This window comes from Burkholderia sp. YIM B11467 (assembly GCF_052952715.1).
Genome location: NZ_JBQVSQ010000007.1, coordinates 203,063 through 216,069, shown reverse-complemented (window position 1 = coordinate 216,069; position 13,007 = coordinate 203,063). Strand labels below are relative to the sequence as shown.

The 13,007-nt window shown below is 69.6% G+C and carries 13 protein-coding genes; 7 read left to right on the top strand and 6 right to left on the bottom strand.

Annotation, left to right across the window (positions count from 1 at the left end; all coding sequences use genetic code 11):
* Positions 1–4: 4 nt before the first annotated feature.
* Positions 5–946, bottom strand: a complete 942-nt coding sequence (locus tag ACTRWB_RS24240; RefSeq protein ID WP_412022905.1) for a 2-hydroxyacid dehydrogenase — start codon at positions 944–946, stop codon at positions 5–7.
* A 320-nt stretch (positions 947–1,266) separates the two neighbouring features.
* Here ACTRWB_RS24240 and ACTRWB_RS24235 point away from each other — a divergent pair, with 320 nt between their 5' ends.
* A complete protein-coding gene (locus ACTRWB_RS24235; protein ID WP_048247756.1) occupies positions 1,267–1,890 on the top strand; it encodes an RBBP9/YdeN family alpha/beta hydrolase in 624 nt (207 codons plus the stop codon).
* Between the two features lie 61 nt (positions 1,891–1,951).
* Here the strand turns inward: ACTRWB_RS24235 and ACTRWB_RS24230 are convergent, their stop codons facing one another.
* From ACTRWB_RS24230 to ACTRWB_RS24220, 3 genes are all read right to left on the bottom strand, one after another.
* Positions 1,952–4,072 carry a phosphocholine-specific phospholipase C gene (locus ACTRWB_RS24230; protein WP_446903399.1) on the bottom strand — a complete coding sequence of 707 codons (2,121 nt, stop codon included), beginning with the start codon at positions 4,070–4,072 and terminating at the stop codon, positions 1,952–1,954.
* 45 nt (positions 4,073–4,117) lie between these two features.
* A complete protein-coding gene (locus tag ACTRWB_RS24225; RefSeq protein WP_412022911.1) occupies positions 4,118–4,402 on the bottom strand; it encodes a hypothetical protein in 285 nt (94 codons plus the stop codon).
* Positions 4,403–4,577: 175 nt separating this feature from the next.
* Positions 4,578–5,498: a LysR substrate-binding domain-containing protein gene (locus ACTRWB_RS24220; RefSeq protein ID WP_446903398.1), complete on the bottom strand. Its 921-nt coding sequence runs from the start codon at positions 5,496–5,498 to the stop codon at positions 4,578–4,580.
* Between the two features lie 112 nt (positions 5,499–5,610).
* Between ACTRWB_RS24220 and ACTRWB_RS24215 the strand changes: the two genes are divergently transcribed.
* Positions 5,611–6,249 (top strand): glutathione S-transferase family protein, encoded by a 639-nt coding sequence (locus ACTRWB_RS24215; protein WP_193099270.1) that lies wholly within the window; start codon positions 5,611–5,613, stop codon positions 6,247–6,249.
* A 55-nt stretch (positions 6,250–6,304) separates the two neighbouring features.
* On the opposite strand, the gene ACTRWB_RS24210 is transcribed toward ACTRWB_RS24215, so the two are convergent.
* Positions 6,305–7,579: an MFS transporter gene (locus ACTRWB_RS24210; protein ID WP_446903397.1), complete on the bottom strand. Its 1,275-nt coding sequence runs from the start codon at positions 7,577–7,579 to the stop codon at positions 6,305–6,307.
* Between the two features lie 106 nt (positions 7,580–7,685).
* Here ACTRWB_RS24210 and ACTRWB_RS24205 point away from each other — a divergent pair, with 106 nt between their 5' ends.
* The 3 genes from ACTRWB_RS24205 (at position 7,686) to ACTRWB_RS24195 (ending at position 9,438) form a co-directional block, all read left to right on the top strand.
* Positions 7,686–8,738, top strand: coding sequence for a LysR substrate-binding domain-containing protein (locus ACTRWB_RS24205; RefSeq protein ID WP_446903396.1), 1,053 nt, complete (start codon positions 7,686–7,688; stop codon positions 8,736–8,738).
* A 116-nt stretch (positions 8,739–8,854) separates the two neighbouring features.
* The gene (locus ACTRWB_RS24200; protein WP_446903395.1) at positions 8,855–9,058 is read left to right on the top strand and encodes a hypothetical protein; all 204 of its coding nucleotides are present in this window, start codon (positions 8,855–8,857) and stop codon (positions 9,056–9,058) included.
* Positions 9,058–9,438, top strand: a complete 381-nt coding sequence (locus ACTRWB_RS24195; RefSeq protein WP_446903394.1) for a type II toxin-antitoxin system VapC family toxin — start codon at positions 9,058–9,060, stop codon at positions 9,436–9,438. Before ACTRWB_RS24200 ends, ACTRWB_RS24195 begins: the two co-directional genes overlap by 1 nt.
* 56 nt (positions 9,439–9,494) lie before the next feature.
* Here ACTRWB_RS24195 and dapA read toward each other — a convergent pair whose 3' ends face one another.
* Positions 9,495–10,388, bottom strand: coding sequence for a 4-hydroxy-tetrahydrodipicolinate synthase (dapA, locus tag ACTRWB_RS24190; RefSeq protein ID WP_446903393.1), 894 nt, complete (start codon positions 10,386–10,388; stop codon positions 9,495–9,497).
* 451 nt (positions 10,389–10,839) lie between these two features.
* Here dapA and ACTRWB_RS24185 point away from each other — a divergent pair, with 451 nt between their 5' ends.
* Positions 10,840–11,859: a sulfate ABC transporter substrate-binding protein gene (locus ACTRWB_RS24185; protein WP_446903392.1), complete on the top strand. Its 1,020-nt coding sequence runs from the start codon at positions 10,840–10,842 to the stop codon at positions 11,857–11,859.
* A gap of 175 nt (positions 11,860–12,034) precedes the next feature.
* Positions 12,035–12,997 (top strand): ion channel, encoded by a 963-nt coding sequence (locus ACTRWB_RS24180; protein WP_446903391.1) that lies wholly within the window; start codon positions 12,035–12,037, stop codon positions 12,995–12,997.
* The last annotated feature ends 10 nt before the right edge of the window (positions 12,998–13,007 follow it).

Sequence of the window (13,007 nt, the reverse complement as noted above, 5' to 3'; positions counted from 1 at the left end):
GAATTCAATAGCCGCGCGCGTAGTCGACGATGCCGCCGACGCGCTCGCCGCGCTCGAATGCGCGGATCTTGCCGGCGATCTGCTCGATGGCCTCCGCGCGCAATGTCTCGGCCGAGCTGTGCGGCGTGATGGTGATACGCGGCGCGCGCCAGAACGGATGGTCTTCCGGCAGCGGCTCGCGATGGAACACGTCGAGCGTCGCCGCGGCGATCCGGCCGCTCTCGAGCGCGTCGAGCAGGTCGGCCTCGACGAGATGCGCGCCGCGCGCGACGTTGACGACATACGCGCCGGGCGCGAGCCGCGCGAACGTGCGCGCCGACAGGATGCCGTCCGTGTCGGGCGTGCTCGGCAACAGGTTGACGAGCACCTTCGCGCCGTCGATGCACGCGTCGAACGCTCCGTCGCCGGCGAAGGTCGTGACGCCGTCGAGCTGCTTCGCGCTGCGGCTGTAACCGCGCACGGGCAGGCCGAGCGCGGCGAGCGCGAGCGCGACCTGCGCGCCGAGCACGCCGAGGCCGAGCACGGCGACGGTGAAGCTCGCGCGCGGATGCGGTTCGAGCGGGTGCCAGCGGCGCTCGCGCTGCTGCACGTCGTATTCGTCGAAGCGGCGCAGGTAGCGCAGCACTGCATGCGTCACGTATTCGACCATCTGCTGCGCCATGCCTGAATCCTCGAGCCGCACGAGCGGCACGTGCGGCGGCAGCGTGCCCGGATGCGCGCGGTCGAGCGCGAGCAGCGCGTCGACGCCCGCACCGAGGTTGAAGATTGCGCGCAGGCCGTCGCGCGGCGCGAAGAACTCGCGCGGCGCACGCCAGACGAGCGCGTAGTCGGCGGCGGCCGTGTCTCCCGGCTGCCATGCGCGCAGTTCGGCTTCCGGCAGCGCGTGCGCGATCTCGTCGCGCCACGCGCCGGCTTCCTGATGAGGCGAATAAAAAAGGATCCTCATCGCGTGATTTCGCGCACGCCGGTGCGGCGCGTCGCGGGACAGGCGGGGTGGACCGGGCGCAGCGCGCCGGCGGGCGTAGCGGACATCGGGGCGTCTCCTGACGACCGGGCCCGGCGCGTCGGCGCCCGGTCCGGTTCCGTGTGAAGCTGACGGGAAGCCCACATTCTACGGTTTCGCGGCGCATCGCGCGCCGCTGCGCGGACGGGCCGCCCGGCGCGGGGTGGCCCGCCCCGCGCAAAAGCAAAGCACAAAATATTGGTTCGGCCGCCGGATACGGCGCGCCACAATCGAACCCCGTCTTCAAGCAAGCGAGGGCAATCATGCGCGCATGCAGCAAATCGGCGTGGCCGCCGCGGCTCGTCACCGTTCCGGGCCTGCACGGCAGCGAAGGCGCTCACTGGCAGACCTGGCTGGAACGACAGTTCCCGCGCTCGCTGCGGGTCGAGCAGGACGACTGGGATGCACCCGATCTCGTGCGCTGGGCGCAATCCGTGCGCGCGCTGCTCGACCGCGAGCGCGGCCCGTTCGTGCTGGCCGCGCACAGCTTCGGCTGCCTCGCGACCGCGCATGCGCTCGCGCAGTGGCCGCATGCCGGCGACGTCGCGGGCGTGCTGTTCGTCGCGCCCGCCAGCCCCGCGAAATTCAAGTTCGCCGGGCCGTTCGACGCGCGCCGGCTCGCGGCGCCGTCGATCGTGATCGGCAGCGAGACCGATCCGTGGATGCCGCTCGCCGATGCGCGCACGCTCGCGCAGCGCCTGGGCAGCGCGTTCGTGAACCTCGGCGACGCCGGGCACATCAACACGGCCGCCGGCTTCGGACCGTGGCCGCGCGCGAAGTACTTCATCGACACGCTGGTGCACTGCGCGGCGCCGCTGCGCTTTCGCGACGCGGACGACGGCTTCGAAGCCGCGCTCGTCGACCGCGCGCTCGCGCACGCGGTCTGACGGATCGGGCCAGCTAGCGCGCGCTGCGCGGCGGGTGCCGCGCAACGTCGCGCTGTCGCGCTTACGACGCGGAGACGGGCTGCACCGCGGCCGGATCCGAATAGCTCGGCCGGCCGTTCTCGACGTGGCCCGCGAAACGGCGCGAGAACGTGCCGTTCGCGCCGTCGCTCACCGTCACGTCATACCATTGGTGGCTCGATGCGAGCGCCCACTGCTCGACGCGCTCGTCGCCGCCGTGCAGCGTGACCTGCCGCGCCGGCGCACCGTACGCGTTGTCGGTCAGCGTCAGCGTGACGTGGGCTCCGCCATGGTTGTGCAGCTTCAGGTACAAATTCCCGTTCGCGACGTCGTAGCCGGCCTTCACCTCCGGCTGCGCGGGCTTGCGGTGGGGCGCGGTTCCGGCCGACACGTTGCCGGAGAACACGCGCACGAAGCCGTTCGGCCCGTACACCGAGAACGCATACGCGCCGTTCGTCACCGTCAGGTCGAAATCCGCATGCAGCAGGCGGCGCGCGCCGACCGTATAGCGCCACGGGCCGTCGGTGCGGTTCGTCGAATACACGTGGAAGTGCGCGCCCTGGTTGCCGCGGTTCGCGAATTCGATGCGCAGCGTGTTCCCGCCGTAGACGCTCGCGTTCACATGAAGTTCGTACGGCAGCGCGCGCGCCGGACGCACGCCGGGCTCCTGCGGGGCGACCGGCGACGGCGTCGCGGGCACGGTCGGCGCGGGCTGCGACGTGCACTGCTGGTCCGCGATCGAGCGGTACTGGCTCGTGTCGGGCAGCGGCGGGAACGACGCGTCGGACGAGCGGAAGTCGAATGCGGCGGTGAGGTCGCCGCAGATCGTGCGGCGCCACGGCGTGATGTTCGGTTCGTCGACGCCGAAACGCTCGCCGATGAAGCGGATCACCGACGTGTGGTCGAACACCTGCGAGCACACGAAGCCGCCTTTCGTCCACGGCGACACGACCGTCATCGGCACGCGCGGCCCGAGGCCGTACGGCAGCCCGTCGGCCGTGTAGCTGCCGCCGCGGCCGGGGTTCACGACCGTATGCAGCTCGCCGTCGGTCGTCACGGTCGATGCGCCCTGCGCGGCCGACGTCGGCGGCTGCGGCGGCACGATGTGATCGAAGAAGCCGTCGTTCTCGTCGTACATGATGAACAGCACGGTCTTGCGCCATACGTCCGGGTTCGACGTGAGCGCGTCGAGGATCTGCGACGTGTAGTTCGCGCCGTACGCGGGCGTGTATTTCGGATGCTCGGAGAAGGCGGCGGGCGGGCACAGCCACGACACCTGCGGCAGACGGTCGTTGATCACGTCGTCCTTCAGGTTGTCGAGCGTGCGCACCGTCTGCGCGCGCTGGTACAGCGACGAACCCGGCTTCGCGTTGATGAAGTTCGCGAAGTTCTGCAGGACGTTCGTGCCGTAGTTGCCGTTGTACGGATCGTTGCCCGTCGTGCCCTGCTGGTAGATCTGCCACGACACGCCGTGTGCCTCGAGGCGCTCGGGGAAGGTCGTCCACGACAGCAGCTGGTAGGCGGGCGGCCCGTCGCCGTCGACATAGTCGCTGTTGTCGAGCAGCGGGCCGCCGAACTTGCCGGTCGGGTCGACCGTGCCGGTCATCAGGTACGAACGGTTCGGGTGCGTCGGGCCCGGCAGCGAGCAGAAGTAGTTGTCGCACACGGTGAACGCATCGGCGAGCGCGTAGTGGAACGGGATGTCCTCGCGCACGTGATAGCCCATCGTCATGTCGGTCTTGTTCGCGGGCCACTGGTCGTAGCGGCCGCCGTCGATCGCCGCGTGCGTCTTGTACCACGAGTGGTCGAGGTCGCCGACGCACTGCGCGCTCGTCGTCAGCGTATTCAGCCGGAACGGCAGCACGGGCTTGCCCGGATCGGCCTTCGACGGCTGGTACCACACCGGCTTGCCGTTCGGCAGCGGGATCGGGAAGCGGTCGTTGTAGCCGCGCACGCCGCGCAGGTGTCCGAAGTAATGATCGAACGAGCGGTTTTCCTGCATGAACACGACGATGTGCTCGACATCGCGGATCGTGCCGGTGCCGCGCGCGGCGGGAATCGCGAGCGCGCGGCGGATCGATTCGGGAAACGCGTTGAGCGCAACGGCGGCGCCCGCGGATTGTGCGACGGTATGCAGGAAACGGCGGCGGCTCGATGACGGCATGTTGTTCACCTCGGTTCTGCGGTCAGGGGGACGGAAGCGGCGGGATCAGCCCGGCGACGACGCGGCGGCACTCGACGCGGCCGCGTTCATCGCGGGCTTCGCATCGTCGTCGTCATCGGGCGGGTAATGCACGACCGGCGGCGCGAGCGGGGCGGCATCGGACGCAGCGGCGTTCGCGGATGCATCGCTGTTGAACGCGCTGGCGGAGCCGGCCGATGCGCCGGCCTGCTGCGAGGCGTCGGTCGCGTGCGCATCGTGCTGCGCGTCATCGCTGCAGGCGGCGACGAAAGCGGCGGCACACAGAACGACGGCGACGAAAACGCGACGCATGACTTCTCTCCTGGCAGGCTGATCGGGAAACGTTCTCGAGTATGCCGAAGCGATGCGACGTTTCGGTGAATCGTTTGCGACCGGTGCGTGATCGCGAAATGCTTTCGTCAAGCCGACTAATTGCTTTCGCGCGTGCGCGTGCGGGCGGCGTGCGGCCATCGCCGCGTGCCGCCTGTCAGCGCCGTGGCGTTTTGCGCCGCACCTCGCTGCGCAGCCAGTCGAGCCAGGTGCGGATCGCCGCTTCGTGCGGATGGCCGGGGCGCCACACGACGTAGTGTGCATACACGTCGGTCACGCGCACCGTCGACACGCGCACCAGCGTGCCGTCCGCGAGTTCGGGTTCGATCAGCGAGCGACGCGCGAGCGCGACGCCGCGTCCTTTCAGCGTCGCGTCGATCAGCGCGTTCGCATCAGTGAAGCGCGGCGCGCGCGCGGATTCGGTGAGGTCGAGCCGTGCGGCCTGGAACCACGGTTCCCACGGCTGCGCCGGGTGGCGCAACAACGTTGCGCGCACGAGGTCGGTCGGCGCGCGCGGCGCGACGCCGTCGCGATTGCGGTACGCGGGGCTCGCGACCGGGAAGATCGTCTCGTTCATCAGCTTCTCGGCGACGACGCCCGGCCACGTGCCGGGCCCGTAGCGCAGCGCGACGTCGATGCGGTCGCGCTTGCGCAGCGGCGCGAGCGCCACGTCCGGATGCAGCGCGATCGCGATGTGCGGATGCGCGGCCGCGAAGCGCGGCAGGCGCGGCGCGAGCCAGCGCTCGGCGACGCTCGGCAGCACGCTGACGTTCAGCGTGACGTCGCAGGTGCGCGGGCGGCTGCGCACGGCGAGCGCCGGCTCGAATGCGCGTTCGAGCACGCTCAGGCCCTGACGTACCTGCAGCGCGAGCGCATGTGCGGCCTGCGTTGGGGTCGCGCCGTTGCGTTCGCGCGTGAAGAGCGGATAACCGAGTTGCGCCTCGAGCGCGCGGATGTGCTGGCTGACCGCGCCTTGCGTGAGCGCGAGTGCATCGGCCGCGCGCGTGAAGCTCTGCAGCCGCACGGCGGTCTCGAACGCACGCAGCGTCTGCAGTGGAGGAAGGTGGATGCGTCGCATGCGGGTATTAGTAACACTAATGTCCGAGCACGACAATTCATCGTTTGCGGCGCACGGGCACGCGTTCCTACACTCGGTTCCGTCTTCCACAGCCCCGTCGGGCCACACCACCATGAACGCATATCGTCTCTATCTTTCGCCGGGCGCCTGCTCGCTGGCCGCTCACATCGCGCTGGAGGAAACCGGCGCGCCGTTCGACGTCGAGATCGTCTCGGTGCAGAAGCAGCAGAACCTCGAAGCGCGTTATCTCGCGATCAACGCGAAGGCACGCGTGCCCGTGCTCGCGATTCCGGGCGAACCGCGCGTGCTGACCGAAACGCCCGCGATCCTCACGTATCTCGCGCGCCGTTATCCGGACGCGCAATTGCTGCCGCTCGGCGATCCGCTGCGCGAGGCGCGTTGCCATGAATGGCTCGCCTGGCTGGTCGGCTGGGTGCATGGCGTCGGTTACGGCGCGCTGTGGCGGCCCGGCCGCTTCATCGGCGATCCGGCCCTGCACGGTGCGGTCAGCGAGCACGGTCGCGGCGTGATCGAAACCGCGAACGCGTCGATCGAAGCCGCGCTCGCCGACGGCCGCACGTGGGCCGAGCCGGGCGCGCATTCGATCGTCGATCCGTTCCTGTTCGTGCTGTATCGCTGGGGCGTCGCGATCGGACTCGACATGGCGCGGCATCCCGCGTGGACCGCGCATGCGCAGCGCGAGGCCGAACGGCCGGCCGCGCGGCGTGCGCTGGCGCGCGAGGCGGGCTGACGCAGCGGCGGGCGTCGCGGTGTTTGCCACGACGCCCGCAAGCAACGCGCGGTGGCTATCGCGCGGCGAACAGCGGGTAGGTCGCGCCCGCGACCAGCGCGGCCGCGAGCCACACCACGCTCCACGAACTGACGGCGAGCAGCGGCGGAATCGCGAGCGGCGTCGCGAACAGCCCGAGGTAGACGATCGTGTTCGCCATCCCGAGCGCGGTGCCCGCGTGGTTCGCGCCCGCGAGCGTCGCGAGCTCCGTGTACGCGACGCCGTGCCACGCCGATACGCAGATGCCGGCGAACACGAGAATCGCGACGATTACCGCGAGCGGCACGTGCGCGCTGCCGGCCGTCGCGGCCGCGAGCAGCGTGAACGACCCGGCCGCGACGAGCACCGAACCGCGCAAATACGCGCGCCGGTTGCCGTGCCGGTCGGTATGGCGGCCGCTCCAGACACGCATCACCATCGCGCCGAGCTGCAGCGCGACCATCGCCGCGCTGATGCCGGCGAGGCCGAGCCGGCCGAAGTCGTGTAGGAACACCGTCGCGAACGTGAGCACCGCGAACTGCGGCGCACACAGCGCGCCGATGCCGAGCACGATGCGCCACACGGCGCCGCTTGCGAGCGGGCTGCGCGAGTGCCGCGCAGACTGATGTTGTTGCTCGATCGGGCGAGGCGCGGCGACGTGCGCGGCAGCCGGTGCGGCGGGTGGCTCGTGCAGCCAGCGCCAGGTCAGCGCGGCCGATCCCGCGCACAGCAGCATCAGCGCGCCGAACACCGCGGCGAAACCCAGATGCGACGCGAGCGACGGCAGCAGCGCCGCGCCGACGCCGCCGCCGAGCGGCACGGCGGTCTGCCGGATGCTCATCGCGAGCCCGCGTTCGCGTTCGCCGAACCAGCGCATCACCGCGCGCCCGCTCGACCCGTTCACGCTGCCGCCGAGCAGGCCGACGCCGCACATCGCCACGACGACGCGCATCAGCGGCGGCACCGCGTGCGCGGTCGGGATGATCGTGCACACCATCAACGCGAGCATCGCGGCCGTCGCGACGAGCCCGGTCAGCAGCACGCGGCGATCGCCGAAGCGGTCGGCGGCGATCCCCCACGGCAGCTCGGACAGCGCGACGCCGAAGCCGAGTGCGCCGAGCACGAGCCCGAGCGCGCCGTTGTCGAGGTGATAGGCCGTGCGCATCCACACGGCCGTGGTCGGAATGCCGGCCGCGGCGGCCGAAAAGCTCATGTTCGCGGCGACGCCGGCGGCCAGCACGCGCCAGCGATGGGCCGGGCCGCGCGTGGCGCGGACGGGCGAGGAGGGAGAAGCGATGCACGAGGTGTCCATGGCGGCAGTCCCGGTTGGAAATTGACATCGACAGTGTGGCGGCCTACATTCATCCTGAAAATCGGAAAGTTTTTGATGAATCATTCGATAAAACGGGATGGTTGATATGTCCGGACAAGATATCCCGCGCGGCGGCGGCGAGTCGCTCGCGGTGCCCGATGCCGCGCTGGCCCGGCCCAACTTCGACGTGGCGGCGCTGCGCAGCCTCGTCGCGGGCGTGGATCTCGGCAGTTTTGCGAAGGCGGCCGACCGCGTCGCGCGTTCGTCGTCGGCGGTGAGCGCGCAGATCCGCAAGCTCGAGGAGCAGGCCGGCACGCCGCTGTTCGTGAAGGCCGGGCGCGGGCTCGCGCTGACCGACGCCGGCGACGCGATGCTGCGCTATGCGCGGCGGATGATCGAGCTGAACGACGAGGCGGCCGCGGCCGTGCGCGGCGTGAATCTCGACGGCTGGGTGCGGGTCGGGCTGCAGGAGGACTTCGGCGAGGCGATCCTGCCCGACGTGCTGGGGCGATTCGCGCGTGCGCATCCGAAGGTGAAGATCGAGGCGCGCGTGGCGCGCAATGCCGATCTGCTCGACCGGCTCGACGCGAACCAGCTCGATCTCGCGCTCGTGTGGGGCGATCCGGCGTCGGCGGCGTTCGTCGCGCGAACGGGGATCGACGGCGAAGTGATCGCGCAGGTGCCGATGCAATGGATCGGCGCGGTGGGCGCGGGTGGTTTCGGGGGGCCGGACGGCGGCGCGGAGGATGGCGCAGGCGGCGGTGCGGGAGAAACGGGCAGTCGTGCGGTGCGCGCGCCGGACGAGCCGCTGCCGCTCGTCGTGTTCGACCGGCCATGCCGGTTCTTCGGCGCGGCGACCGGCGCGCTCGACCGCGCGGGCGTGCCGTGGCGCGTCGCGTTCACGACGCCGAGCCTTGCCGGGCTATGGGCCGCAGCGGCGGCCGGCCTCGGGCTGACGGTGCGCTCGCACTACGGGCTCCCCGCGTCGGTGCGCGTGCTCGACGCGGCGTCGTTCGGCCTGCCGGCACTGCCGAGCCTGCCGCTGATCCTGCTGCGGCGCACGTCGTCGGCGACGCCGACCATCGACCGGCTCGCGCAGATCGTGACGCAGGCGGTGCGGGAGGCGACGGAGGGGGCGGCGGTGGCGCTGGCGGCGTGACGAGACGCTCGATTGCCGCGGCGGGCTGCGACTCGACAGTCCCATCTGCCGATCGGTCGAATGGATCGATCGCGAGAACCTGACTACAGTGAGGGTCACCTGTAACGGAGGTCAACATGCAGAACGCAAACATTCCCGGCGCGGGCGCGATCGATCCACGGGCCGACGCCCCGATCCACGGTGACGGGGCAGCAGCCGATCGACTCGCATCTGCCACGCAACCCATTCGGTTCGGCGTCCTGCAAGGGCAGGCGTGGATCGCGGACGACTTCGACGCTCCGCTTCCCGATTACCTGCTGGATGCTTTCGAAGGGCGCTGATGCGGCTGCTGCTCGATACGCACATCTTCTTGTGGATCGTGACCAATGACCCGAGGCTCAGCGCACGGGCGCGCAGACTGATCTCGGCTGCCGACGAACGTTTCGTCAGCAGCGCGAGTATCTGGGAAGCCGCCATCAAGGCCGGCCTGGGAAAGCTCGACATCGACGTGGGCAAGCTGGCCCGCGCGATCGGCGCAAGCGGGATTCGCGAGTTGCCGGTCAGAGCCGTGCATGGGGCGGCAGTCCGTGATTTGCCCCACCACCATCGCGATCCGTTCGATCGCTTGCTGGTCGCGCAGGCGCGGCACGAGCCGCTTCAGCTCGTGACCGCCGACGCCCTTCTTGCGCGGTACGGCCTGTCTCTGGTTCTGACAGTTTGAAATAGTCTCCGGGTCGAGATTCACTCGTCGCCTGCGCCCTGGGGAGTCGCGGCAGCCTATGCCGCCGCGACGTTCGACTCGATTTCGTCGAGTGCCGCGCAGAGTGCTGCCAGCCGCTCCCGCAGCCCTTCGCTCGCCGGCACGAACGGCAGCCGCAACCCATCCTCGCACCATCCTTGCGCGGCCAGCACGGCCTTCACCGGCGCCGGGTTCGGCTCCGCGAACAGCGCCGCGACGAGCGGCTGCAGCGCGACCGACAGGCGCCGCGCATCGGCGAGCCGCCCGTCGCGCAGCAGCGCATGGATGCGCACATGCCATTCGGGCAGCACGTGCGCGCTGCTCGCGATCGCACCGTGCGCGCCGGCGCACAGCGCCGCGAAGTTCTGGTTGTCGTCGCCGGACAGGATCGCGAGCGGCGTGTCGTGCACGAGCCGGCTCATCCGGTCGAGCGTGCCGCCGCACTCCTTGATGCCCGCGACACGCGGGTCGCGCGCAAGCGCCTGCAGCGTGTCCAGTTCGACGTTCACGCCGGTGCGATAAGGGATGTTGTAGATGAGCACCGGCAGGTCGGCCGCGTCGACGATCGCCTCGACATGGCGGCGGATGCCGTCCTGCGTCGGCCGCACGTAGACGGGCGGCGTGACGAGCAGCCCGTCGGGCCGCAGCGCGGCGAGTTCGTGTGCGCGGGCGGCCGCGAAGTGCGTCGCGCTCGCGGTCAGCCCGACGACGATCGGCAGTCCGGGCGCCGCGTCGCGCAGCGTCGCGAACACGGCGTCCTGTTCGCGCGCGTCGAGCAGCACGCCTTCACCGGTCGTCGCGCCCGCGACGAATCCCGCGATGCCCGCGGCCGCATAGTGGCGCGCGAGCCGCGCGAGTGCCGCATGATCGACTTCGCCGTGGTGGAACGGCGTGATGATCGGCAGCCAGATACCTTCGAAACGTGTGTTCATGCAAAGCCTCATGGTGGAAACGGAGTGGGAAGGAACCGTTCCGCCGGCGGTTTGCCGGAATGAGGCATGCGTGCAAGGAGAAAGAAACGACCTGCGGGCATCCCGTCCGGCATTCGCCTGACGGGACGCGACGTCCCCGTCAGTCGAGGAGTCGTTTTTTCAGTTTCAGCCCGGCCGCGCGCGCACCTGCCGCGATGGCGGCAAGGATCGACGGCGAACGCAGGGCAGCGGACATGGATGAACCGTGAAGTGGGCTGAGCGGCGATCTTAACATTGGTTCGGACGCACGCGCGAGCGTCCGCCGCCGTTTAGCAGGATTCGAGATTTGCTTTCCACGACTGATTGGAAAGCGCGCCGCGCCCGGCCGCTAGAATGCCCGCTTACGTTTCGATGACAGCGCGTACGCGTGCCGTCACGCACTTTCACCACCACTGGAACGGGGCATATCACGATGGCAAGCATCAAGGGGATCGGCCGCTGGCTGCATACGGGCGCGGCGGCGGCGCTGGTCGTGGCGGCGACGGCGGCCCACGCGGATACGTCGATCCTGAACGTGTCGTACGACGTGACGCGCGAGCTGTACAAGGACATCAACACGAGCTTTGCCGCCGCCTACAAGCAGAAGACCGGCGAGACGGTCGCGATCAAGCAGTCGCACGGCGCGTCGAGCGCGCAGGCGCTGTCGGTGCTGCAGGGGCTGCAGGCCGACATCGTGACGATGAACCAGCCGAACGACATCGATCTGCTCGCCGAACGCGGACAGCTGCTGCCGAAGGACTGGCGCGCGCGCTTCCCGGACAACAGCTCGCCGTACTCGACGACGATGGTGTTCCTCGTGCGCAAGGGCAACCCGAAGGCGATCAAGGACTGGAGCGATCTCGCGAAGCCGGGTGTCCAGGTGATCATCGCGAACCCGAAAACGTCCGGCAACGGCCGTTATGCGTATCTCGCCGCCTGGGGCTTCCAGAAGCAGAAGGGCGCGACCGACCAGCAGGCGCTCGACTTCGAGAAGGCGATCTTCCGCAACGTGCCGGTGCTCGACTCGGGCGGCCGCGGCGCGACGACGACGTTCACGCAACGCGGGATCGGCGACGTGCTGGTCACGTTCGAGAACGAAGTCGCGCTGATGGACACCGGCGCGTCGGGTGCGCAGTTCGACGCCGTGTATCCGTCGGCGAGCATTCTCGCGGAGCCGCCCGTCGCCGTCGTCGACAAGGTCGTCGACAAGAAGGGCACGCGCAAGGTCGCGCAGGCGTATCTCGACTTCCTGTACACGCCGCAAGCGCAGGAGATCATCGCGCAGCACCATCTGCGCCCGCGCGACGCGAACGTGCTGAAGAAGCATGCGGCCGAGTTCAAGTCGCTGAAGACGTTCAGCGTCGAGCAGGTCTTCGGCAGTTGGGCGAACGCGCAGAAGACGCATTTCGCCGACGGCGGCACGTTCGATCAGGTGATCGTCGATCGGAAGTGACCACGGCGCGCACCGCGCTTGTTCGCACGATGACGATGCAGCCGGCCGCTCACGCGGCCGGTTTTTTTTCGACGCTGCACGGCCGCGCAGCGGATTTTCGTTCCGAACCGGCCCGCATTCCCGGCCGCCGCCGCGCGTGCTACGCTCATCGCCTCCCTGCAACAGGCACCGTGCGATGAACGTCGATTCGTCCTCCTCCGCTCCCCGTCGTCGTGGCCGCAAGATCTGGTCGGGCACCCGCCCGGTGATCGCGTACGGGATGCCGCCGCTCGGCTGGCGCGACTTCTATCACCGCGCGCTGACGGTGAGCTGGCCCGTGTTCTTCCTGTCGCTCGCGCTGGTGTTCCTGCTGCTCAACGGCGGCTTCGCGACGCTCTACCTGCTTGGCCGCGCGCCGATCGCGAACCAGTCGCCGGCCGGGTTCGGCGGCGCGTTCTTCTTCAGCGTCGAGACGCTCGCGACCGTCGGTTACGGCGACATGCATCCGCAGACCCTCTATGCGCACATGGTCGCGACATTCGAAATCTTCGTCGGGATGTCGAGCATCGCGCTGGCCACGGGGCTGGTGTTCGCGCGGTTTTCCCGGCCGCAGGCGAAGATCCTGTTCGCGCGCTATGCGATCGTGCGGCCGCTGAACGGCCGGATGACGCTGATGGTGCGCGCCGCGAATGCGCGCCAGAACGTGATTGCCGAGGCGCAGGCGAAATTGCGGCTGATGCGCGTCGAAGGCACGCACGAGGGCTACTCGCTGCGCAAGATCCACGACCTGTCGCTCGTGCGCAGCGAGCATCCGATCTTTTTGCTCGGCTGGAACCTGATGCACGTGATCGACGAATCGAGCGCGCTGTTCGGCGAGACGCCCGAATCGCTCGCCGCGCGCGATGCGTCGTTGCTGATCACGATCGAGGGTTCGGACGAGACGACCGCGCAGGTCATGCAGGCGCGTCACTCGTGGGCGCATGGAGAGATCCGCTGGCGTCACCGCTATGTCGACCTGATGCACGACGAGGACGGCATCACGCACATCGACTACACGCATTTTCATGAGGTCGTGCCGGTCGATGCCGACGCCGACGAGCGCGGTTCACCCGGTGTGGTGGTCGAAGCCGGCGCCGCGGCGCCGGGCCCGGCCGCGTAAGCGTGCCCGG

Bases quoted from the DNA above. Each gene is read 5' to 3' on its own strand.
- ACTRWB_RS24215 (WP_193099270.1), top strand. From the start codon at position 5,611: ATGAACGCATATCGTCTCTATCTTTCGCCGGGCGCCTGCTCGCTGGCC.
- ACTRWB_RS24195 (WP_446903394.1), top strand. From the start codon at position 9,058: ATGCGGCTGCTGCTCGATACGCACATCTTCTTGTGGATCGTGACCAAT.
- ACTRWB_RS24205 (WP_446903396.1), top strand. From the start codon at position 7,686: ATGTCCGGACAAGATATCCCGCGCGGCGGCGGCGAGTCGCTCGCGGTG.
- ACTRWB_RS24235 (WP_048247756.1), top strand. From the start codon at position 1,267: ATGCGCGCATGCAGCAAATCGGCGTGGCCGCCGCGGCTCGTCACCGTT.
- ACTRWB_RS24185 (WP_446903392.1), top strand. From the start codon at position 10,840: ATGGCAAGCATCAAGGGGATCGGCCGCTGGCTGCATACGGGCGCGGCG.
- ACTRWB_RS24220 (WP_446903398.1), bottom strand. From the start codon at position 5,498: ATGCGACGCATCCACCTTCCTCCACTGCAGACGCTGCGTGCGTTCGAG.
- dapA (WP_446903393.1), bottom strand. From the start codon at position 10,388: ATGAACACACGTTTCGAAGGTATCTGGCTGCCGATCATCACGCCGTTC.
- ACTRWB_RS24210 (WP_446903397.1), bottom strand. From the start codon at position 7,579: ATGGACACCTCGTGCATCGCTTCTCCCTCCTCGCCCGTCCGCGCCACG.
- ACTRWB_RS24230 (WP_446903399.1), bottom strand. From the start codon at position 4,072: ATGCCGTCATCGAGCCGCCGCCGTTTCCTGCATACCGTCGCACAATCC.
- ACTRWB_RS24180 (WP_446903391.1), top strand. From the start codon at position 12,035: ATGAACGTCGATTCGTCCTCCTCCGCTCCCCGTCGTCGTGGCCGCAAG.
- ACTRWB_RS24200 (WP_446903395.1), top strand. From the start codon at position 8,855: ATGCAGAACGCAAACATTCCCGGCGCGGGCGCGATCGATCCACGGGCC.
- ACTRWB_RS24240 (WP_412022905.1), bottom strand. From the start codon at position 946: ATGAGGATCCTTTTTTATTCGCCTCATCAGGAAGCCGGCGCGTGGCGC.
- ACTRWB_RS24225 (WP_412022911.1), bottom strand. From the start codon at position 4,402: ATGCGTCGCGTTTTCGTCGCCGTCGTTCTGTGTGCCGCCGCTTTCGTC.